This is a genomic window from Pseudonocardia endophytica, assembly GCF_004339565.1.
Taxonomy (GTDB): domain Bacteria; phylum Actinomycetota; class Actinomycetes; order Mycobacteriales; family Pseudonocardiaceae; genus Pseudonocardia; species Pseudonocardia endophytica.
In genome coordinates this window covers 876,245-896,752 of sequence record NZ_SMFZ01000001.1, presented here as the reverse complement: position 1 = coordinate 896,752, position 20,508 = coordinate 876,245, and the positions used below count along the sequence as shown (strand labels likewise).

At 72.2% G+C, this 20,508-nt stretch carries 19 protein-coding genes; 10 read left to right on the top strand and 9 right to left on the bottom strand.

Annotated features, from left to right (window positions below; translation table 11 throughout):
- Position 1: 1 nt before the first annotated feature.
- Positions 2-535 carry a hypothetical protein gene (locus EV378_RS03780; RefSeq protein WP_132421341.1) on the bottom strand — a complete coding sequence of 178 codons (534 nt, stop codon included), beginning with the start codon at positions 533-535 and terminating at the stop codon, positions 2-4.
- 204 nt (positions 536-739) lie between these two features.
- Here EV378_RS03780 and EV378_RS03775 point away from each other — a divergent pair, with 204 nt between their 5' ends.
- Positions 740-1,066, top strand: a complete 327-nt coding sequence (locus tag EV378_RS03775; RefSeq protein WP_132421340.1) for a putative quinol monooxygenase — start codon at positions 740-742, stop codon at positions 1,064-1,066.
- 159 nt (positions 1,067-1,225) lie between these two features.
- Here EV378_RS03775 and EV378_RS03770 read toward each other — a convergent pair whose 3' ends face one another.
- The gene (locus EV378_RS03770; RefSeq protein WP_243653256.1) at positions 1,226-1,561 is read right to left on the bottom strand and encodes a VanZ family protein; all 336 of its coding nucleotides are present in this window, start codon (positions 1,559-1,561) and stop codon (positions 1,226-1,228) included.
- Positions 1,562-1,614: 53 nt separating this feature from the next.
- Between EV378_RS03770 and pyk the strand changes: the two genes are divergently transcribed.
- From pyk to EV378_RS03755, 3 genes are read left to right on the top strand one after another with little or no spacing between them, the layout of a single operon-like run.
- A complete protein-coding gene (gene pyk / locus EV378_RS03765) occupies positions 1,615-3,039 on the top strand; it encodes a pyruvate kinase (RefSeq protein WP_132421338.1) in 1,425 nt (474 codons plus the stop codon).
- A gap of 25 nt (positions 3,040-3,064) precedes the next feature.
- Positions 3,065-3,979 carry an acyl-CoA thioesterase gene (locus tag EV378_RS03760; protein WP_132421337.1) on the top strand — a complete coding sequence of 305 codons (915 nt, stop codon included), beginning with the start codon at positions 3,065-3,067 and terminating at the stop codon, positions 3,977-3,979.
- A complete protein-coding gene (locus EV378_RS03755) occupies positions 3,979-4,686 on the top strand; it encodes a dienelactone hydrolase family protein (protein ID WP_207908565.1) in 708 nt (235 codons plus the stop codon). The genes EV378_RS03760 and EV378_RS03755 overlap by 1 nt, the downstream gene beginning before the upstream one ends.
- 4 nt (positions 4,687-4,690) lie before the next feature.
- On the opposite strand, the gene EV378_RS03750 is transcribed toward EV378_RS03755, so the two are convergent.
- On the bottom strand, positions 4,691-5,674 hold the full coding sequence (locus tag EV378_RS03750; protein WP_207908564.1) for a TIGR03617 family F420-dependent LLM class oxidoreductase: 984 nt from the start codon (positions 5,672-5,674) through the stop codon (positions 4,691-4,693).
- A gap of 53 nt (positions 5,675-5,727) precedes the next feature.
- Here EV378_RS03750 and EV378_RS03745 point away from each other — a divergent pair, with 53 nt between their 5' ends.
- From EV378_RS03745 to EV378_RS03735, 3 genes are all read left to right on the top strand, one after another.
- Entirely contained in the window at positions 5,728-7,062 is a 1,335-nt protein-coding gene (locus tag EV378_RS03745) for an O-acetylhomoserine aminocarboxypropyltransferase/cysteine synthase family protein (RefSeq protein ID WP_132421335.1), read from the top strand.
- Positions 7,059-7,550 (top strand): CoA-binding protein, encoded by a 492-nt coding sequence (locus EV378_RS03740; RefSeq protein WP_243653255.1) that lies wholly within the window; start codon positions 7,059-7,061, stop codon positions 7,548-7,550. Before EV378_RS03745 ends, EV378_RS03740 begins: the two co-directional genes overlap by 4 nt.
- A 163-nt stretch (positions 7,551-7,713) precedes the next feature.
- The gene (locus tag EV378_RS03735) at positions 7,714-9,123 is read left to right on the top strand and encodes an FAD-binding oxidoreductase (RefSeq protein WP_132421334.1); all 1,410 of its coding nucleotides are present in this window, start codon (positions 7,714-7,716) and stop codon (positions 9,121-9,123) included.
- Between the two features lie 257 nt (positions 9,124-9,380).
- On the opposite strand, the gene EV378_RS03730 is transcribed toward EV378_RS03735, so the two are convergent.
- Complete coding sequence (locus tag EV378_RS03730; RefSeq protein ID WP_132421333.1) at positions 9,381-10,325, bottom strand: helix-turn-helix transcriptional regulator; 945 nt, start codon at positions 10,323-10,325, stop codon at positions 9,381-9,383.
- Positions 10,326-10,414: 89 nt separating this feature from the next.
- On the opposite strand from EV378_RS03730, the gene EV378_RS03725 reads away from it, so the two are divergent.
- The gene (locus tag EV378_RS03725) at positions 10,415-10,822 is read left to right on the top strand and encodes a VOC family protein (RefSeq protein ID WP_132421332.1); all 408 of its coding nucleotides are present in this window, start codon (positions 10,415-10,417) and stop codon (positions 10,820-10,822) included.
- Here the strand turns inward: EV378_RS03725 and EV378_RS03720 are convergent, their stop codons facing one another.
- A complete protein-coding gene (locus tag EV378_RS03720; RefSeq protein ID WP_132421331.1) occupies positions 10,823-11,248 on the bottom strand; it encodes a hypothetical protein in 426 nt (141 codons plus the stop codon).
- A gap of 279 nt (positions 11,249-11,527) precedes the next feature.
- Positions 11,528-12,106 (bottom strand): TetR/AcrR family transcriptional regulator, encoded by a 579-nt coding sequence (locus tag EV378_RS03715; RefSeq protein ID WP_132421330.1) that lies wholly within the window; start codon positions 12,104-12,106, stop codon positions 11,528-11,530.
- Between the two features lie 84 nt (positions 12,107-12,190).
- Between EV378_RS03715 and EV378_RS03710 the strand changes: the two genes are divergently transcribed.
- Both EV378_RS03710 and EV378_RS03705 read left to right on the top strand, forming a co-directional pair.
- Positions 12,191-12,919 carry an SDR family oxidoreductase gene (locus tag EV378_RS03710; RefSeq protein WP_132421329.1) on the top strand — a complete coding sequence of 243 codons (729 nt, stop codon included), beginning with the start codon at positions 12,191-12,193 and terminating at the stop codon, positions 12,917-12,919.
- Between the two features lie 155 nt (positions 12,920-13,074).
- Positions 13,075-14,061: a malate dehydrogenase gene (locus EV378_RS03705; RefSeq protein ID WP_132421328.1), complete on the top strand. Its 987-nt coding sequence runs from the start codon at positions 13,075-13,077 to the stop codon at positions 14,059-14,061.
- Between the two features lie 123 nt (positions 14,062-14,184).
- Here the strand turns inward: EV378_RS03705 and treZ are convergent, their stop codons facing one another.
- From treZ to glgX, 3 genes are read right to left on the bottom strand one after another with little or no spacing between them, the layout of a single operon-like run.
- Entirely contained in the window at positions 14,185-15,939 is a 1,755-nt protein-coding gene (treZ, locus tag EV378_RS03700; RefSeq protein WP_132421327.1) for a malto-oligosyltrehalose trehalohydrolase, read from the bottom strand.
- The gene (gene treY, locus EV378_RS03695; RefSeq protein WP_132421326.1) at positions 15,936-18,290 is read right to left on the bottom strand and encodes a malto-oligosyltrehalose synthase; all 2,355 of its coding nucleotides are present in this window, start codon (positions 18,288-18,290) and stop codon (positions 15,936-15,938) included. The genes treZ and treY overlap by 4 nt, the downstream gene beginning before the upstream one ends.
- Entirely contained in the window at positions 18,287-20,482 is a 2,196-nt protein-coding gene (gene glgX / locus EV378_RS03690; protein ID WP_132421325.1) for a glycogen debranching protein GlgX, read from the bottom strand. Before glgX ends, treY begins: the two co-directional genes overlap by 4 nt.
- Positions 20,483-20,508: the final 26 nt, after the last annotated feature.

The following is a 20,508-nucleotide window of genomic DNA, read 5'->3' as shown; positions in this document are numbered from 1 at the left end:
ATCAGCGGCGCGCCTGCTCGTCGCGGATCCGGCTCTCCAGGTCCTCGACGGAGAACGTGCGCAGGCGCACCGGCACCGGCGGGCGCCGGAGCTCGACGCGGACGGCCTCCAGGAACGCCTCCAGCCCCTCCTCGGCGAACTGGCGCTCGACCCGCCACTCGTCCCAGCTGTAGCGACGGTCGAGGGCTCGGTGGACGCTCTCGGTGAGCCGGTGGTCGAGCTCGCCGAGGCTCCGGCAGACGTCGGCGGTGGAGTGCAGCCACACCGTCGCGACGGCCTTGTTCCACTTCGCGCCCATCTCCAGGACCTCGGTCCGCGCGGAGTACGACTCGACGCTGGACGGCACGGTCGTGCTGAGCTTGCGGATCCGCTCGCGGATCTCGAAGTAGTGGCCGCACACGTTCTCGTAGGCCGCCACCCGTCGGTCCCGCTTGTGCCTGCCGATCTCGCTGCGCGTCTCCCAGAACCGGCCGATGACGACGCCGGCGATCGCGGCCAGTGCGGTGAGGACGGCGGGGAAGAGAGCAGGGAGCACGGGCGGGACCTCCGGCGGGGCGGACGACGACGGGACCGGGTGTGTTGTCGGCCGGAGGAAGCGGCGGACCCGGTGGCGAGGTGATCGACGCTAGGGGCCGTGCTCGATGAGTGGCAACGGGCTTTCGCTGATCACGGGACTCCCGTCCGGGCCGAGCGGCTGGAAGGATCGGTGGTCCGCAGTCACGCCGCAAGGAGGCGCATCGTGATCTTCGTGTCGATCCGGGCCGAGGCCCGTCCGGACAAGCGGGACGAGTTCCTGGACGGTGTCGTCCGGTACTCCCGCCAGGTCCGTGACGAGCCCGGCAACCTCGAGTTCCGGTGCTTCGAGAGCGTCGAGGAGCCGAACCGGTTCGCGATCCTCGCGTCGTACGAGGATCCGGCCGCGGGCGAGGCGCACGTCGGGTCGGAGCACGCGCGGTGGTTCTTCGGGTGGCTGCCGTCGGTGCTGGCGGAGCAGCCGACGATCGTCTACCGCGAGCTCGACGGCGACGGGTGGGCGCCGATGGGCGAGGTGCAGATGCAGACGTGAACGGCGAACCTCAAGATTCACTCAAGTACGGGCTCGTGCGTCCCCGACGGCGTTAGTGTGGATCACCCACGAACGGCTCTGGTCGCTCGTGCAGCAGTGAGGGGGAATCGGGTCGTGCGCTGAGGACCTGGCTTCGCGGCGCGCGACCCGGTTGTTCGTTCATGATCGGGTCCGGTTACGGATCGCGACCAGCGCGAACGCCGCCAGTCCGAACGCTGCTCCGGTGACGTCGGTGAGCGCGTCGCCCAGGTCGCCGTCGCGCCCGATCGGGAGCGTGGCCTGCAGAACCTCGGACACGCCCGCGTAGGCCACGAGGCCCGCGAGCAGCGCCGCCCAGTGCATCCCGGCGCGCCGTCCGGTGAACGCGAGCAGAGCGAACAGCAGCAGGTGGACCACCTTGTCCGTGCCGGCCGGCGCCGTCGGCACGCCGGACTCCGGCGTGAACAGCACGACGAGGCTCAGCAGGACCGCGACGGCGAAGGGGACGCTGCGCACCTGTCCTCCTTCCGTTTCCTCGATCGTTTCAGACGCGCGCTAGGGTAGGTCCCGTGACACGGCGTACGAAGATCGTCTGCACCATCGGCCCGGCGACTGCGACCCCTGATCGCATCCGGGACCTCATCGACGCCGGGATGGACGTGGCGCGGCTGAACTTCAGCCACGGCGACCGTAGTGACCACGAGCGTGTCTACACGATGATCCGGGAGGCCAGTGACGAGGCGGGCAAGGCGGTCGGGATCCTCGCCGACCTGCAGGGCCCGAAGATCCGTCTCGGCCGTTTCGCCGACGGTCCCACCGAGTGGGCCACCGGCGAGGAGGTGCGGATCACCGTCGAGGACTGCGTCGGCACGCACGACCGCGTCTCCACGACGTACAAGGGCCTCGCCCAGGACGCGCGGGTCGACGACCGCCTGCTGGTCGACGACGGCAAGGTCGGCCTGCGCGTGGTCGGCATCGAGGGCGACGACGTCGTCTGCCGGGTGACCGAGGGGGGCCCGGTCAGCGACAACAAGGGCCTGAACATGCCGGGCATGAACATCTCGGTGCCGGCCCTGTCCGACAAGGACATGGAGGATCTGGAGTTCGCGGTCGGGCTGCGGGTGGACGTGATCGCGTTGTCGTTCGTGCGCAGCCCGGCCGACGTCGATCTCGTGCACAAGGTCATGGACTCGTCCGGTCGCGGGCGGTTGCCGGTCGTCGCCAAGATCGAGAAGCCGGAGGCCGTCGACAATCTCGAGGCGGTCGTGCTGGCGTTCGACGGCGTGATGGTCGCCCGCGGCGACCTGGGTGTCGAGCTGCCGCTGCAGAACGTGCCGCTGGTGCAGAAGCGGGCCATCCAGATCGCTCGGGAGAACGCGAAGCCGGTGATCGTCGCGACCCAGATGCTGGACTCGATGATCACCAGCTCGCGGCCGACCCGGGCCGAGGCCTCGGATGTCGCGAACGCCGTGCTGGACGGCACGGACGCGGTGATGCTCTCCGGTGAGACGAGTGTCGGGCGGTACCCGATCAAGACGGTGCGCACGATGGCCGAGATCATCGAGGCGGTGGAGGCCGGTCCGGCGACCGCGCCGCCGTTGAACCACGTGCCGCGCACGAAGCGTGGGGTGCTCTCCTACGCAGCCCGTGACATCGGGGAGCGGCTCTCGGCGCGGGCGCTGGTCGCGTTCTCCCAGTCCGGGGACACGGTGCGCCGGCTCGCCCGCCTGCACACGCGGTTGCCGTTGTTGGCGTTCACGCCGGAACCCGCGGTGCGTAGCCAGCTGGCCATGACCTGGGGCGTCGAGACGTTCCTGGTGGACAAGGTCACCACGACGGACGCGATGGTGCGGCAGGTGGACCAGGCGATCCTGTCGATCGGGCGGTTCAAGCCGGGCGACCTGGTGGTCGTCGTGGCCGGGTCGCCGCCGTCCACGGTCGGGTCGACGAACCTGATCCGCGTGCACCGCCTCGGCGAGGACGACCACGGCTGAGCCCGGTTTGGCAGACTCTCCGCCCGTGACCGAGACGCAGCAGCCGGAGATCGCGGCCGACGGCAGGCCCCGCGGGCAGGCGGTGCTCGACGACCTGGTCCGCCTGCTCGACCTCGAGCAGCTGGAGTGGAACCTGTTCCGCGGCGTCAGCCCCGAGGAGTCGCTGCCCCGGGTCTACGGAGGTCAGGTCGCCGGTCAGGCCCTCGTCGCGGCCGGACGGACCGTCCCCGAGGACCGGCACGTGCACTCGTTGCACGCGTACTTCATCCGGCCCGGTGACCCGCACATCCCGATCGTCTACGAGACCGAGCGGGTCCGCGACGGCCGGTCGTTCACCACCCGCCGCGTGCTCGGCATCCAGCGCGGGGAGGCGATCTTCTCGCTGTCCGCGTCGTTCCAGACCCACCAGCGCGGCCTCGAGCACACCGAGCCGATGCCGCGCGACGTCCCGGCGCCGGAGACGGTGCCGGACCTGGGGGAGCGGGCCGCGCGCGACGGCAGCGCCGGCTGGATGGCCGGGGTCCCGCGCCCGCTGGACATCCGGCTCGTCGACGAGCCCGTGTGGTCACCGCACCGCACCGGCCGCTCGGACGACCCGATGCGGGTCTGGATGCGCGCCGACGGCGTCCTGCCCGACGACCAGCTGCTGCACGTCTGCCTGCTCACGTTCGCCAGCGACCTGACGCTGCTCGGCTCGGTGCTGGCCCGCCACGAGCCGCCCGCGACCCGCCCGCAGATGGCGAGCCTGGACCACGCGATGTGGTTCCACCAGCCGTTCCGGGCCGACGAGTGGTTCCTCTACAGCTGCTACTCGCCGGCCGCGTCCGGTGGCCGCGGGCTGGCCCAGGGGCAGATCTTCACCGAGGACGGCAGGCTGATCGCCAGCACGATGCAGGAGGGGCTGGTCCGGCTGCCGGACCCGTCCCGGACGGGAGAGTGATGGTCGAGTCCGACGTCTCGATGCCCAGCCTCAACGGCGGGCATCTTCCGGGTTTCCTGGTGCGCCCGGAGGGGGACGGCCCGTTCCCCGCGCTGCTGATGATCTACGAAGCGTTCGGCATGACGGCCGAGATGCGCCGGATCGCCCGCGAGCTCGCCGCCGAGGGCTACACGGTGCTCGTGCCGGACCTGTTCGCCCGCGGGAAGATCAAGGCGCTGTGCGTGGCGGCGACCATGCGCACGATGCTGACCGGCAAGGGCGCGGCGCTCGGCGACCTGGAGTCCGCCCGCCGGTGGCTCGCCGCGCAGCCCACCGTGGACGCCGACCGGATCGGCACGCTCGGGTTCTGCATGGGCGGCGGGTTCGCGCTGATGCTGGCGGACACCGGGCTGTACAAGGTCAGCGCACCGTTCTACGGGCAGACGACGCTGCCCCTGGAGCGGGCCTGCCCCGTCGTCGCGAGCTTCGGCGGCCGGGACGCGGGGACACCGTCCGCCTACCCGGACCGCCTGGCCGAGAACCTGCAGGCGCTCGGCGTCCCGCACGACGTGAAGACCTACCCGGACGCCGGGCACTCGTTCATGACGCGCACGGAGGGCGTCATGGGGCAGGTCGTGTCCCGCACGCCGATCCACGCCGAGTACCACGAGGCGAGCGCCACGGACGCGATGGCGCGGATGCTCGCGTTCTTCCGCGAGCACCTGTGAGCGGTCAGCCGCGCAGCGCCTCCACCAGCCCCGCGAAGCGCGACGGCGACGGCGTCTCGCCGGGGCGGTTGAACCGCACCCGGTGCGCGACGTCGCCGTAGCGCTCCCGCAGCGTCGCGGCCACCTCGGTCTCGGTGCCGGACGCGCACATGGCGTCCAGGATCTCGTCGTCGACGAGCGGGACCATCTCGTCCCACCTGCCCTGTTTGGACAGTGCGTTGAGGTCGGTCTGCAGGTCGCCCCAGCCGTGCAGGTCGAGCACCGGCTTGTACGCGGGCGTCGAGCCGTAGAACGAGATCTGCCTGCGCACGGCCTCGCGGTCGGCCTCGTCCAGCGCGACGAACGGGGACAGCGCGATCTCCAGCGGCTCCGCGCCGTCCGGCCGGTGCGCGGCGATCTCCGGGACCATCACCTCGCGCAGGTACCGCTCGGTGAGGAACGGGTGCGCGAACAGCCCGTCCGCGACCTGCGCCGTCGTGCGCAGCATGTGCGGCCCGACGGCGGCGAGGAACACCGCAGGCGGCCCGTACGGGTTCGGCGGCGGGACGAAGTTCGGCGTCATCAGCGAGTGGTCGTAGAACTCGCCGCGGTGCTCCAGCGTCCCGCCGGTCTCCCACGCGTGCCAGATCGCCCGCAGCGCCGTCACGAACTCGTGCATCCGCGCCGCGGGGCGTGACCACGGCATCGAGAACCGCCGGGTGACGTGCGGGCGGATCTGGCTGCCGAGCCCGAGCACGAGCCGCCCGCCGGAGAACCGCTGCAGGTTCCACGCCGGGTTCGCGACCGTCATCGGCGTGCGCGCGAACGCGATCGCCACTGACGGCCCGACCTCGATCCGCGACGAGTGCTCGGCGGCCAGTGCGAGCCCGGGGAACGGGTCGGTCGTGTTCTCGGCGTTCCAGGCCCCGTCGTAGCCGACCTCCTCGGCGACCCGGACGTCGTCGGTGACCGTCTCCCAGGCGTCCCGCAGCCGTGCGTCGATCTTCACGGTGTCAGGCTGCCGCCGGGGCCCACCGGAGCGCAACGAGGCAGGATGGTGACGTGAGCGAGCCTGCGAGCGAACCATCGGGACCGCACGAGGACCGGAACTGGGGTTTCCGCACCCGCGCGGTGCACGCCGGAGCGGTGCCGGACGCGGCCACCGGGTCGCGGGCGGTGCCGATCTACCAGTCGACGAGCTACGTGTTCTCCGACGCGCAGGACGCGGCGTCGCTGTTCGCGCTGCAGAAGTACGGGCTGATCTACTCGCGGATCGCGAACCCGACGGTCTCGGTGCTCGAGGAGCGGCTCGCCAGCCTGGACGGCGGCATCGGTGCGGTCGCGACGGCAAGTGGCCAGTCCGCCGAGTTCCTCACGTTCGCCGCGCTCGCCGGGGCGGGGGACCACGCCGTCGCCGCGTCCGCGCTGTACGGCGGCACGATCACGCAGCTCGACGTCACGTTGCGCCGCTTCGGGATCGACACGACGTTCGTGCGGGGCACCGATCCGGCCGACTTCGCCGCCGCGATCACCGACCGCACGAAGTTCGTGTTCGCCGAGCTGATCGCGAACCCGGGCGGCGAGGTCCAGGACATCGCCGGGCTGGCCGAGGTCGCCCACGCCCGCGGCATCCCGCTGATCGTCGACAACACGCTCGGCACGCCGTACCTGTGCCGGCCGATCGAGCACGGCGCGGACATCGTGATCCACTCGGTGACGAAGTTCCTCGGCGGGCACGGCACGACGCTGGGCGGCGTCGTCGTCGAGGCCGGCACGTTCGACTGGGGCAACGGGAACTTCCCCGGCATGACCGAGCCGGTGCCGTCGTACGGCGGGCTGACGTGGTGGGGCAACTTCCAGGAGCTCGGGTTCCTGACGAAGCTGCGGGCCGAGCAGCTGCGCGACGTCGGCGCGACGCTGTCGGCGCACTCGGCGTTCCTGCTGCTCCAGGGCGTGGAGACGCTGCCGCAGCGGATGGAGGCGCACGTCGCGAACGCGCAGTACGTGGCCGAGTGGCTGGAGGCGGACCCGCGCGTGGCCTACGTCCGCTACCCCGGCCTGGCGTCGCACCCGCACCACGAGCGCGCGCGGCAGTACCTGCCGCAGGGGCCCGGCGCCGTGTTCGCGTTCGGCGTCGTCGGCGGCCGCGACGCCGGCGCCCGCTTCATCGAGAACGTGCAGCTGTGCAGCCACCTGGCCAACGTCGGCGACGCGCGCACGCTCGTCCTGCACCCGGGTTCGACGACGCACCAGCAGCTCACCGACGACCAGCTCGTCGCGGCCGGGGTCCCGGAAGATCTGATCCGGATCAGCGTTGGACTGGAGGACCCGGAGGACATCGTCTGGGACCTGGACCAGGCCCTGGCGGCGGCGACCAAGGAGACACAGAGCCCGTGACGACCGCGAACTGGCAGAACCCGCCCGCCGTCCGCCGCCAGCAGATCCTGCGCGCCACCAGGACCGTCGCGATGGTCGGGGCGTCCGCGAACCCGTCGCGCGCCAGCAACTTCGTCGCGACGTACCTGCTGGCCTCGACCGACTACGACGTCTACTTCGTGAACCCGAACGCGACCGAGATCCTCGGGAAGCCGGTGTACCCGTCGCTGGCCGCGCTCCCGGTGGCACCGGACCTGGTGGACGTGTTCCGCAGGCCGGAGGACCTGTCGTCGGTGCTGGACGAGGCGCTCGCGCTGGACCCGCGCCCGAGCACGTTCTGGCTCCAGTTCGGACTGTTCGACTCCGACCTGGCCCGCCGCGCGGAGGCCGCCGGACTCGAGGTGGTGATGGACCGCTGCCTCAAGGTCGAGCACGCCCGGTTCCACGGTGGACTGCACCTGGCCGGGTTCAACACCGGCGTCATCTCCTCGAAGCGGCGCACGGCGTAGCCGGACCGGCGGACGGCCCAGTCCGGCTCCACCGGTCGCCACGCGGCCTACCGTGTTGTGACGAAATGGCGGGCGGGACCCTGACGGGAAACCGGTTACGCCCGACGTGGACGACGAGCAGCCCGGCCGCCCCGGGCGACGTCGTTCTTCAGGGAGAGCCGCCATGACCGCCACCATCGACCACAGTTCCGGGCTCAGTGGACGGATGACCGGCGACGTCGTCCTGCCCGGCGACGCCGACTACGACGACGCCCGTCGCCGCTGGAACGGCACCGTCGACCGCCGACCGGCCGTGATCGCGCGCTGCCGCGACGCCGCCGACGTCGCCGCCGCGATCACCTACGCCCGCAGCGAAGGACTGGAGATCGCGGTCCGCGGCGGAGGGCACAGCATCCCGGGCCACTCCGTCGTCGACGACGGCCTGGTGGTCGACCTGAGTGCGATGAACTCCGTGCAGGTCGACCCGGCCACCCGCCGGGCCCGCGTCGGGGGCGGAGCCCTGCTGAGCGAGATGGACGCCGCCACGCAGGAGTACGGCCTGGCGGTCCCGTGCGGGCAGATCGGGCACACCGGGGTCGGCGGGCTGACACTCGGCGGCGGTTTCGGCTGGCTGACCCGCATGGCCGGGCTGAGCGTCGACGCGATGCGCGGTGCCGAGGTGGTGCTGGCCGACGGGCGGACCGTCCACGCGTCGGCCGACGAGAACCCGGACCTGTTCTGGGCCCTGCGCGGTGGCGGCGGGAACTTCGGCGTCGTGACCGAGTTCGAGTTCGAGTGCTACCCGGTCGGGCCGATGGTGTCGATCGGGATGCTGTTCTACGGTCTCGACGACGCCGCCGCGGTCCTGCGCCTCGCCAGGGAGACGGTGCCGACGCTGCCCCCGTCGGTGACGTTCCAGGTGATCGCGATGAACGCGCCCCCGGAGCCGTTCGTCCCGGAGGCGGTGCGCTTCCGGCCCGGATACGCGCTGGTCGTGATCGGGATGGGTGACCCGGGTGGTGCCGACACCGACGCCGACGCGGTGTGCGAGTCGCTGCGTGCCGGCGGGCCGCCGCCGTTGTTCGACTTCCGGTCCCCGATGCCGTACGTCGCGCTGCAGCAGATGATCGACGAACCGAACGCGTGGGGTGTGCACTGCTACGACAAGAGCTGCTTCCTCACGGAGCTGAGCGACCCGATCATCGAGGTCGTGACCGAGCACGTCGCGCGCAAGCAGTCGCCGTTGTCGGTGGTGAACGTGCTGACGGCTGACGGGGCCTACTGCGACGCCGACGGTGACGCGACGTCGTTCGGCGGGGAGCGCACGCCGCGGCTCCTGGTGTTCATCATCGGCCTGACGCTCCCGGACGGCGTCGGGTTCGAGGCCGAACGCGACTGGGTGCGGGCGTTCCACACGGCGCTGATGCCGCTCGCGATCACCGACGCGATCTACGTGAACGCGATGGGCTCCGGCGACGGCCACGGGGTGTCCGCGCTGTACGGGCGCAAGTACGAGCGACTCGCGCGGATCAAGGCCGAGGTCGACCCGGAGAACGTGTTCCACCGCAACGCGAACATCCTCCCGGCACCCTGACCCACCCAGCCCCCACTCCCGCTCAGCCCCACCCCGCCCAGCCCCACCCAGCCCAGCCCTCACCCCATACAGACCGAACGAACGGCACCTTCGAGCAATCGCATTGCTCGAAGGTGCCGTTCGTTCGGGGCCGGGGGCTGGAGCGGGGGCCGTGGGCCGGAGCCGGGGCCGGGGGCTGGAGCGGGCGCCGGGTGCCGGGTGCCGGCGGCCGGACCGGGGCAGAGCCGGGGCCGGGGGCGGGTGGCCGGGGCGGAGGGTCACGGCTGGTTGGTGGCCGCGTCGAGGCGTCTGGCCAGCGCGCGGACGCCGTCGCGGAGCGCGTCCGGTTCCTCGACGACGAACGGGAGATCCAGCCCGGCGAGCAGTGCCGGGACCCAGTCCAGCCGCTCGGCACGCAGCCGCAGCCGGACCCGTCCGTCCACGTCCTCCAGGATCGCCAGCCCGACGGGCAGGCGAGTACGGACCTGCTCGACCGGGCCGTCCACCAGCACGGACACCTGGTGGCGCCACGGTGTACCGGCGAGGCCCGCGGTCACGTGAGCGGACGGGTCGAAGCCGTCGGGGACGTCGAACGTGCCGGACCGCACGGCCGGGGCGGTGATCCGGTCGAGCCGGAACGTGCGGACGTCGCCGCTCGCCGAGTCCGCGCCGGTGACGTACCAGCGACCGGAGTGCGCGACGAGCCCGTACGGCTCCACGGTCCGCTCGCTGGATCTGCCGTCCCGGTCGGTGTAGCTGATCGCGACCGGTCTGCGGTCCCTGGCGGCCCCGGCCAGGAGCAGGAGCACCCGCGCCTCGTGCACGACGACCGGACGGTCCGGAGCCGTGAACTCCGCCGTCTCGAACAGGGCGTCCACCCTGTCCCGCAGGGCCCGTGGCAGCACCCGTCGGACCTTCTCCGCCGCGACGCCCGCCGCATCCGGGTCCTCGTGGCGACCGGTGACGAGCCCGAGCAGGACGGCGACCGCCTCGTCGTCGGTGAGCATGAGCGGCGGCATCCGGAAGCCGGGCGCGAGCCGGTAGCCGCCGTACCGCCCGCGGACCGTGCGCACCGGTACGTCGAGATCGCGGAGGTGGTCGACGTAGCGGCGGACGGTGCGCTCGTCGACGTCGAGACGGGCGGCCAGGTCGGCGACGGTGCGGGTACCGCCGGACTGCAGAGCCTCCAGCAGGGTCAGCACGCGCGCGGTCGGTCGGGACACGCGTCGAGATTCTTCCGGGTACCGGGCCGATTCCGCCCGGTATCGCTCCTAGCGTCGTGGCCATCGACCACTTCGGCTGGGGAGGACCCATGAACTTCGTCTCGATCCGGATCATCACCGACGACGTCGCGCGCCTCGTCGCGTTCTACGAGCCGATCGCGGGCGTCACCGCACGGTGGGGCAACGAGCTGTTCGCCGAGCTCCGCACGTCGGCCGGCACGCTCGCGATCGCGAGCAGCCGCACCGTCGGGCTGTTCGGCGACGGCGCCGCCGGCCCGGCCGACAACCACAGCGTGATCATCGAGTTCCGGTCCGACGACGTGGACGCGGCATTCGACGCCCTGTCCGGCTCGCCGTCCTGCGCCGACGTCGTGATGGAGCCGGCGACGATGCCGTGGGGCAACCGCTCCGCTCTCGTCCGGGACCCGGACGGCAACCTGGTCAACCTGTTCACCCCGGTCGGCGACGAGGCGCTCGCGCGGAACCCGGTGCGCTGATCACCCCAGCAGGGCGACGGCCACCGCGTGCAGCACCCAGAAGATCGCGAACGCGACGAGCACCAGCATCCCCGGGCGGGCACCGCGTCGCGCCGGGACCACCAGGACCGCCGTGGTGATCACGAACGGCAGCGCGAGCGCGGCGGCCCGCAGCGGCCAGGACACGACGCCGGTGACCACCGCGAGCACGAGCGCCACCAGGACCCAGAGCCCGGCGGCGACCAGGCAGCGGGGGAGGACCGCCGGGACCGATGGGGCGCCGGGCGTCCGGTTCGCGACGGGTCCGCGTTCCGGCTCGGTTCCGGCCGGGTACGGCGGGGCGCCGGGCATCGGCGCGTGCGGCGGGAACCGGTCCGGGTCGAAGCCCGAGTACCCGGGCGCGCCCTGCCAGGGGAACGGCGGCTCGTCGGGCTCCTCGCGCGGCACGGTCCGACCGTAGGACACGCACCCCGGTCCCGCGCGGATCCCGGTGCTCCCACGCGCGTCCGGCGGGTAGCGGCGCCCGCATCCGCGCGCGTCGTGGTGCTCCCGCGCGGTCCCGGATGCGCGCGGGAGCCGGATTTCCGCGCGCACCGGTACGTCGGGTGGGGACACGTCCGCGCCGTGGGGCGCGAGCCGGGCCGCCCGCGTCGGACCTCGGGGTGCCGCACGGCGTGACGACCGTCGCGGGGGCGGGCGCAGGAGACGCGGCCGGTGGACGGTGTGTCAGGGGCGCAGGCCACCCAGGAGCTGGCGGACCAGGGTGGTGGCGAACGCGTCGGTCAGCGGCTCGTCGCGGATCAGGAGCCGGTGGTAGCAGGCACCCCAGAGCTGGTCGACGACGGCCTCGGCGTCGACGTCGGCGCGCAGCTGCCCGCGGTCACGGGCCCGGTGCAGCGCTTCGACGGCGAGGTCGCGCCGGGGTCGCGAGTAGCCGGTGCGGTAGGCCTCGGCGAGGTCCGGGTCGGTCTGTGCCTGGCCGATCAGCTCCGCCACGACCTGCCCCGCACGCGTCGTGCCGACAAGCCGCACGAACGCCGTGAGCTGGGACGTCAGGTCCGCCTCGATGTCTCCGGTGTCCGGGAAGGCGAGCGTGGACTCGACGGCGTGGAAGTAGCCCTCCAGCGCGAGCGCACCCCGCGACGGCCACCACTTGTAGAGCGTCGTCCTGCTGGCGCCCGCCTCGGCCGCGACGCGCTCGAACGTCACCGCCGGCATCCCCTCGCCGAGCAGCAGGCGCCCCGCGGCGTCGAGCACCTCGCCGCGCACCTCGTGTGCCGGCCGCCGTCCGCGTCCTCGGGTCATGGATCACAGCCTCGTATATGGACGGAGTGTTCACAAGTATGGTTATATGAACGAAGCGTTCACATCGAACCGAGGAGGATCGCCATGACGGATCGCGTGGCACTGGTGACCGGCGGCTCCGGCGGGATCGGACGGGCCACCGCCGAGCGGCTCGCCGCGGACGGCACGGCCGTCGGCGTGCACTACGCAGGTAACAAAGACCGGGCGCTCGAGGCCGTGGCCGCGATCGAGCGGGCGGGAGGCCGGGCGATCGCCGTGGGTGGCGACGTCGCCGACCCGGACGCGATGTCCGAGGCGTTCGCCGCCGTCGAGACCGCGTTCGGCGGGATCGACGTCGTCGTCCACACGGCCGGGGTGATGCTGCTGGCGCCGGTCACCGAGATCGACCTCGACGACCTGGACCGCATGCACCGCACGAACATCCGCGGCACGGTCGTCGTCGCCCAGCAGGCGGCACGTCGGGTGCGCTCCGGCGGGGCCGTCATCCTGTTCTCGACGTCGGTGACGCGCCTATCCTTGCCGACCTACGGCGGGTACGTCGCGAGCAAGGGCGCGGTCGAGGCGCTCGTCCCGGTGCTGGCACGGGAGATGCGCGGGCGCGACGTGACGGTCAACGCCGTCGCACCCGGGCCGACGGCGACGCCGCTGTTCCTGGACGGCAAGGACCAGGCGACGATCGAGCGGATGGCCGCGCAGGCGCCGCTGGAGCGCCTCGGCGAGCCGGCCGACATCGCCGAGTCCGTCGCGTTCCTGGCCGGTCCCGCCCGGTGGGTCAACGGGCAGGTGCTGTTCGCCAACGGCGGCATCGCCTGAGCCCGGCCGCGTCGTGATCCGGCTCGCGTCGTCGGGCTCCCGCTCGCGTCGTGGCACGCGCGGGAGCGGCGCGCGGTTGTGGCACTGGCCACGGTCGGGGCGTGGTGTGCTCCCCGTCGCGGCGCGGTCGTCGCGGCGGGACTAGGGTCCGCTGCGTGTCCAACACCCCCGTCACCGTCACCGTCACCGGAGCCGCTGGCCAGATCGGTTACGCGCTGCTCTTCCGGATCGCCTCCGGGCAGCTCCTGGGGTCCGACACCCCGGTGAAGCTGAACCTGCTGGAGATCCCGCAGGCCGTCAAGGCCGCCGAGGGCACCGCGATGGAGCTCGACGACTGCGCGTTCCCGCTGCTGCGCGGCATCGACATCCACGACGACCCGGCCGCCGCGTTCTCCGGTGCCAACGTCGCACTGCTCGTCGGCGCCCGCCCGCGCACGAAGGGCATGGAGCGCGGCGACCTGCTCGAGGCCAACGGCGGCATCTTCGGCCCGCAGGGCAAGGCGATCAACGACGGCGCGGCGGACGACATCCGCGTGCTCGCGGTCGGCAACCCGGCCAACACGAACGCCCTGATCGCCCAGGCCTCCGCGCCGGACGTGCCCGCCGAGCGGTTCACCGCGATGACCCGCCTGGACCACAACCGGGCGCTGGCCCAGCTGTCGAAGAAGCTGGACGTGCAGCTCGACGACATCAAGAAGCTCACGATCTGGGGCAACCACTCCGCCACCCAGTACCCCGACCTGTTCCACGCCGAGGTGGGCGACAAGATCGCTGCCGACCAGGTGGACCGGGACTGGCTGGAGAACGACTTCATCCCGACCGTCGCCAAGCGCGGTGCGGCGATCATCGAGGCCCGGGGCGCGTCCTCGGCCGCGTCGGCCGCGAACGCCGCGATCGACCACGTCTACGACTGGGTCAACGGCACCCAGGACGGCGACTGGGTCTCCGCCGCCATCCCGTCGGACGGCTCCTACGGCGTCGCCGAGGGGATCATCTCCAGCTTCCCGGTCACGTCGAAGAACGGTCGGTGGGAGATCGTCCAGGGCCTGGAGATCGACGACTTCTCCCGCGGCAAGATCGACGCCTCCGTCGCGGAGCTGGTCGAGGAGCGCGACACGGTGAAGAAGCTCGGCCTGATCTGAGCCCTCCCGGTCGGGGCTGTCGCCTCACCCGCCCAACGAACGGCACCTTCGAGCAATGACATTGCTCGAAGGTGCCGTTCGTTCGTGAAAGGCGGGAGGGGGCGGCGCGGTCGGTGCGGTGGGTCAGCCCGCGATCTCGGCGATCGCGAACGCCTCGGCGGGGACGGTGACCTCGTCCTCGCGGCTCCGGGTGGGTTCCGAGGCGAGCAGGATCCGGGTGATCCGCGCACCGAGCGAGAGCGTCACCGGCTCCGGGCCGAGGTTCACCACCACGCGCAGGCCGCCCCGGTGCACGACGAGCGTGCGCGCGTTCTCGTGCACGTCCACGCCGACCTGGTCCAGCCACGGGTCGGAGAGCTCCGGGTGTCGCCTGCGCAGCGCGATCAGCTCCTGGTGCGTGCGCAGCAACGACGCGTGCGGCTCCTGCTCCGGCTCGGACCAGTCCAGCTTCGAGTCCAGGAACGTCTGCTCGTCGTTCGGGTCGGGGACGTCGGCTCCACCGCCGATGGAGTCCCAGCCGTGCTCGGCGAACTCCGACGTCCGTCCTGTTCGGACGGCCTCGCGCAGGCCTGCGTCGGGGAAGTGCGAGAAGAACTGCCACGGCGTACGGGCGCCCCACTCCTCGCCCATGAACAGCATCGGCGTGAACCCGGACGTGAACAGCAACGCGGCCCCGCACGCCAGCAGGCCCGGCGTGAGCGTCCGGGTGAGCCGGTCGCCGGTGGCGCGGTTGCCGATCTGGTCGTGGTTCTGCAGGTACGTGACGAACCGGCTGCCCGGGATCCGGGCGGTGTCCACCGGGGCGCCGTGGCTGCGTTGCCGGAATGACGACCACGTGCCCTCGTGCAGGAACGCGCGCGTCAGGACGTGCGCGAGGCCGTTCAGCCCGGCCTCGGCGAAGTCCGCGTAGTAGCCCTGGGACTCGCCGGTGAGGACACAGTGCAGGCTGTGGTGCACGTCGTCGCACCACTGGCCGTCGAGCCCGTAGCCGCCGCCCTCGCGGGCGGTGACCATCCGCGGGTCGTTCAGGTCGGACTCGGCGATCAGCGACAGCGGGCGGCCGACGTGCACCTGGAGCGCGGTCACCTCGACGGCGAGCTGCTCGAGCACATGCTGCGCGCGCGTGTCCCGCAACGCGTGCACGGCGTCGATGCGCAGGCCGTCCACGTGGAAGTCGCGCAGCCACATCAACGCGTTGTCGATCATGTACCGGCGGACCTCGTCCGACCCGGGTCCGTCCAGGTTCAGCGACGGGCCCCAGATGTTCGAGCCGGCGAAGTACGGCCCGAAGCGGTCCAGGTAGGCGCCGGACGGGCCGAGGTGGTTGTAGACCACGTCCAGCACGACGCCGAGCCCGCGGGCGTGGCAGGCGTCGACGAACCGCTTGAACGCGTCCGGGCCCCCGTAGTTGTCCGTGACGGCGTACCAGCCGACGCCGTCGTAGCCCCAGTTCCGCGGGCCGTCGACGGCGTTCACCGGCAGCACCTCGACCATGTCCACGCCGAGCGCGACGAGGTGGTCCAGACGGCCGACGGCCGCGTCGAACGTGCCGTCCTGCGTGAACGTGCCGATGTGGCACTCGTAGAGCACCGACCCGGCCAGCGCCCGCCCGGTCCAGGCGTCGTCGGTCCACCAGAACGCGTCCTGGTCGTAGTAGCGGGACGCGCCGTGCACACCGAACGGCTGCCACTGCGACCGCGGGTCGGGCAGCGGGTTCGCGTCGTCGTCGAGCAGGAACCCGTAGGAGACCGCGTGACCGCCGTTCTCGACGTCGGCCCGCCACCACCCGTCCGGCCCGCGCCGCATCGGGTGCTGCGTGCCCTCCACGAGCACCGAGACCTGCCGCCGGTCCGGTGCCCAGACGCCGAACCCGGTCACGCGGGGCGCACCAGCAGGGCCACCGGGTACCGCTCGAGCAGGGCGTCCAGGCGCGGGGAGGCCCCGTCGACCGGGCGGTCCGAGATCATGTCGTGCCAGTCGGTGGCTCCGCCGGGCAACGGCAGCACCGTGTCCGCCCATCCGCCGCGGCGGGCCAGCCCCTCCGGCAGCCGGGTCGCGACCGCGACGAGGTTCCCACCGCCCCGGCTGAAGGCGACGGCGTGGTCGGCCGCCGGCCCGTCGGCCGGGACCGGCCGGTACCCGGTGAACAGCTCGGGACGGTAGCGCCGCAACCGCGCGGCGGCCGCGGTGACCAGCAGCTTCGCGGCGCCGTCCGCGTCCACGGGCGGCAGCTCGCCGTCGTCGATCCGGGCCAGCATCGCCTCGCGCTGCCCGAGGTCGACGGGGCGGCGGTTGTCCGGGTCCACGAGCGAGTACTCGAACAGCTCGGTGCCCTGGTAGACGTCCGGGACGCCCGGCCCGGCCATCTGCAGCAGCTTCTGGCCCAGCGAGTTCGACCGGCCGGGGCCGGCGATCTCCGCGACGAGCGTGGCGACCTCGGCGACCGTCTCCGGGTCACCCAGCACCTGCCGGGGCCATGCCGCGATCGCGTCGTCCACCTCGGACACCGGCTCGGTGTGGCTGGTGACGAGCTTCGCCTCCTTGGACGCCTTGCCCAGGTAGGCGGCCATCCGGTCGGCGTCGATCGGCCACGCGCCGACCAGCGACTGCCAGGCCAGCAGCTCCAGCGACCGGTCCGGAAGCGGGTGGCGCACCGACCACGTCCGCAGCCGGTCCGCCCACTCGGCCGGGCGCTCGGACAGCACGGCCAGCCGGGCCCGGACGTCCTCGGAGCGCTTCGTGTCGTGTGTGGACAGTGTGGTCATGGTGTGCGGGGTCGCTGCCTCGCGGGCGGCGGCCGCGGTGTGGAACTCGTGCGGGGTCACGCCGAACCGGTCCGGCGCCCCGCCCACCTCGTTCAGCGCGACGAGCCGGTTGTACCGGTAGAACGCCGTGTCCTCGACGCCCTTGGCCATCACCATGCCGGACGTCTGCTGCACGCGGCGGGCGAACTCCGACCCCGGGTCGTCGACGAGCGCGGTGTGCATCGCGGCCATCAGCGGTCCGAGATCCGGGCGGCGGGTGCGCGCCACCGACACGGCCGTGTCCGCGTCCGCGCGTCCCTCCGGGAGATAGGACCGGTAGACCGGGAAACCGCACAGCAGCTCGGTGACCGCGTCGTTGACGTCCTGCGCCGTGTACTCGTCCGGCTCGGCCGTACCCGCGCCGGGGCCTGCGCGGTAGGCGTCGGCGATCCGGAGCACCTCGGCGACCAGGATCTCGCGGGCCACGAGGTGCCTGCCGTCGGACTCGACGGCGTGGACGGACGACCGGGTGCCGGTGTGCTCCGCGGCGAACTGGGTGAGCAGGCCCGCGCCGTCCGGGTCGACGAACAGGCCGCACACCTCGCGCAGCGCCTCGTAGCCCGTCGTGCCGTCGACCGGCCAGGACACCGGCAGGCTCTCGCCGACGCCGAGGATCTTCTCCACCAGCAGCCAGCGGTCCGCGCCGATCTCCTCGCGCAGCCTGCGCAGGTAGCCGCCCGGGTCGCTCAGCCCGTCCGGGTGGTCGACCCGCAGGCCGACGATCGTGGCGCCGTCGGTCCCGTCGCGCAGCCAGCGCAGGACCTCGCGGTGCGTGTCCGCGAAGACCTCGTCGTCCTCGACGCGGACGGCGGCCAGGTCGGACACGTCGAAGAAGCGCCGGTAGGTCAGCTCCGCGGCGCCGCGCTTCCAGGAGACGAGCCGGTAGTGCTGGCGCTCGTGCACGGCACGGGCCGTCCCGTCGTCACCGCTGCCCGGCGCGACCGGGAACACGTGCTCGTAGTAGCGCAGCTCGTCACGGTCGGGGGAGAGCTCGAGCCGGGCGAGCGCTCCCTCCTCGTCGGCGTCCAGGACCGGGATCAGCAGCGGGCCCGCGCCCCAGTCGATGTCGAAGTGCCGCGCCCAGCGGGACGCCTCCCCGTGCGTGAGCACGTCCCACCACCAGGGGTTCTCCTTCGGTACGGCGACACCGAGGTGGTTCGGCACGACGTCGAGCAGCAGCCCCATCCCGTGCTCGCGCAGCGCGGCCAGCAGCGCGGTGCGCCCGGACTCGCCGCCGCGCTCGTCGGACACACGGGTCGGGTCGACGACGTCGTACCCGTGGTTCGACCCGGTTCCGGACGCCAGCAGCGGCGACGCGTAGAGCGCACCGACACCGAGCCGGTCCAGGTACCCGAGCGCGGCGACCGCGTCGGCGAACGTCCGGTCCTTGGAGAACTGCAGCCGGTAGGTGGAGCCCGGGGTCATCGCGTGGCCGCCTTCCGCCGCAGCACGAGCAGGGCGCGGGGCGGGACGGTCAGGACGGTCCCTGCCGCGACCGGCGGGATGTCCGTCGCCTCACCGTTCCAGGTGGGTGGGTGCACCACGCCGGAGGCGGTGTCCACGACCGTCTCCCACGCCACCCCGAACTCCGACGGCGGCAGCGTGGCCTCGATGCCCTCCCAGTAGCTGTTGAACCACAGCAGGAACGAGTCGTCGACCACCCGCTCGCCGCGGGCGTCGACGTCGGCGATGCCCTCGCCGTTGAGGAACACCCCGATGCAGCGGCTCAGGTCGGAGTCCCAGTTCTCCTCGGTCATCTCCTCACCGGACGGGGAAAACCAGCCGATGTCCGGCAGCAGCGCACCGGACGGGGTGGCCGCGGCGGCCCGCGGCGAGCCGGCCGGGCGGCGGACCCGGCCGATCGGACGGCCCGCGAAGAACCGGCGCCTGCGGAACACCGGGTGTGCGGCGCGCAGCGCGGACACGCCGGACGTGAACGTGATCAGGTCGGCGTGCTTGGACGCCTGCGACCAGTCCTGCCAGGAGATCTCGTTGTCCTGGCAGTAGACGTTGTTGTTGCCGCCCTGCGTGCGGCCCAGCTCGTCGCCGTGCGCCAGCATCGGCGTGCCCTGGCTGAACATCAGCGTGGCCAGGAAGTTCCGCTGCTGCGAGGCGCGCAGCGCGAGCACGGCCTCGTCGTCGGTGGGGCCCTCGACGCCGCAGTTCCACGAGCGGTTGTGGCTCTCGCCGTCGTTGCCGCCCTCGCCGTTGGCGTCGTTGTGCTTCTCGTTGTATGACACGAGATCGGCCAGCGTGAACCCGTCGTGCGCGGTCACGAAGTTGATCGATGCGTACGGGCGGCGGCCGTCCTCCTGGTAGAGGTCCGAGCTGCCGGTGATCCGGGACGCGAACTCGCCGAGCGTGCCTGCCTCGCCGCGCCAGAAGTCGCGCACGGTGTCCCGGTACTTGCCGTTCCATTCCGTCCACAGCGGTGGGAAGTTGCCGACCTGGTACCCGCCCGGGCCGACGTCCCATGGCTCGGCGATGAGCTTGACCTGCGAGATCACCGGGTCCTGCTGGACCAGGTCGAAGAACGTGGAGAGCCGGTCCACGTCGTAGAACTCGCGGGCCAGCGTGGACGCGAGGTCGAACCGGAAGCCGTCGACGTGCATCTCGGTGACCCAGTACCGCAGCGAGTCCATGATCAGCTGCAGGGTGTGCGGGTTGCGGACGTTCAGCGAGTTCCCGGTGCCCGTGTAGTCCATGTAGTACCGCGGGTCGTCGGAGACCAGGCGGTAGTAGGCGTGGTTGTCGATGCCGCGCATGGACAGCGTCGGGCCCATGTCGGAGCCCTCGGCCGTGTGGTTGTAGACGACGTCGAGGATCACCTCGATGCCGGCGGCGTGCAGGTCCCGGACCATCGCCTTGAACTCGGGGACCTGGGCCCCCGGACGGTGCCCCTCTGCGGCGTAGCCGTGGTGCGGGGCCAGGAAGCCGATCGTGTTGTAGCCCCAGTAGTTCGAGAGGCCCTTCTCCTCGAGGTGGTGGTCGTTCACGAACTCGTGGCAGGGCATGAGCTCGATCGCGGTCACCCCGAGTCGCTGCAGGTGCTCGATCATCGCCGGGTGTGCGATGCCGGAGTAGGTGCCGCGCAGCTCCTCCGGGATCTCCGGGTGCCGGATCGTGAGGCCCCGCACGTGCGCCTCGTACACGACGGTCTCGTTGTACGGCGTCTTCGGCGGGCGGTCCGACCCCCAGTCGAAGAACGGGTTCACGACGACCGACTTCGGCACGTACGGCGCCGAGTCGGTGTCGTTGCGGCCGTCCGGGTCACCGAACGGGTAGCCGAACACGGCCTCGTCCCAGTGCACCGGGCCGTCAACGGCCTTGGCGTACGGGTCGATCAGCAGCTTGGTCGGGTTGCACCGCTGGCCCTGCGACGGGTCGTACGGGCCGTCCACCCGGTACCCGTAGCGCTGGCCCGGCTCGACGCCGGGCAGATAGCCGTGCCAGACGAAGCCGTCCACCTCGGTCAGCGGGATCTGCGTCTCGGTGCCGTCGGCGTCGAACAGGCAGAGCTCCACCTTGTCCGCCGCCTCGGAGAACAGCGCGAAGTTCGTGCCGGCGCCGTCGTAGCTGGCGCCGAGCGGGTAGGCGTGCCCCGGCCAGGGCTGCATTGGCGATCCCTTTCGTCTCGAACGCG

Excerpts from the sequence above, each read along its gene's own strand:
- EV378_RS03755 (WP_207908565.1), top strand. The coding sequence starts at position 3,979 with ATGGTCGAGTCCGACGTCTCGATGCCCAGCCTCAACGGCGGGCATCTT.
- EV378_RS03735 (WP_132421334.1), top strand. The coding sequence starts at position 7,714 with ATGACCGCCACCATCGACCACAGTTCCGGGCTCAGTGGACGGATGACC.
- EV378_RS03725 (WP_132421332.1), top strand. The coding sequence starts at position 10,415 with ATGAACTTCGTCTCGATCCGGATCATCACCGACGACGTCGCGCGCCTC.
- EV378_RS03715 (WP_132421330.1), bottom strand. The coding sequence starts at position 12,106 with ATGACCCGAGGACGCGGACGGCGGCCGGCACACGAGGTGCGCGGCGAG.
- EV378_RS03710 (WP_132421329.1), top strand. The coding sequence starts at position 12,191 with ATGACGGATCGCGTGGCACTGGTGACCGGCGGCTCCGGCGGGATCGGA.
- treY (WP_132421326.1), bottom strand. The coding sequence starts at position 18,290 with ATGACCCCGGGCTCCACCTACCGGCTGCAGTTCTCCAAGGACCGGACG.
- glgX (WP_132421325.1), bottom strand. The coding sequence starts at position 20,482 with ATGCAGCCCTGGCCGGGGCACGCCTACCCGCTCGGCGCCAGCTACGAC.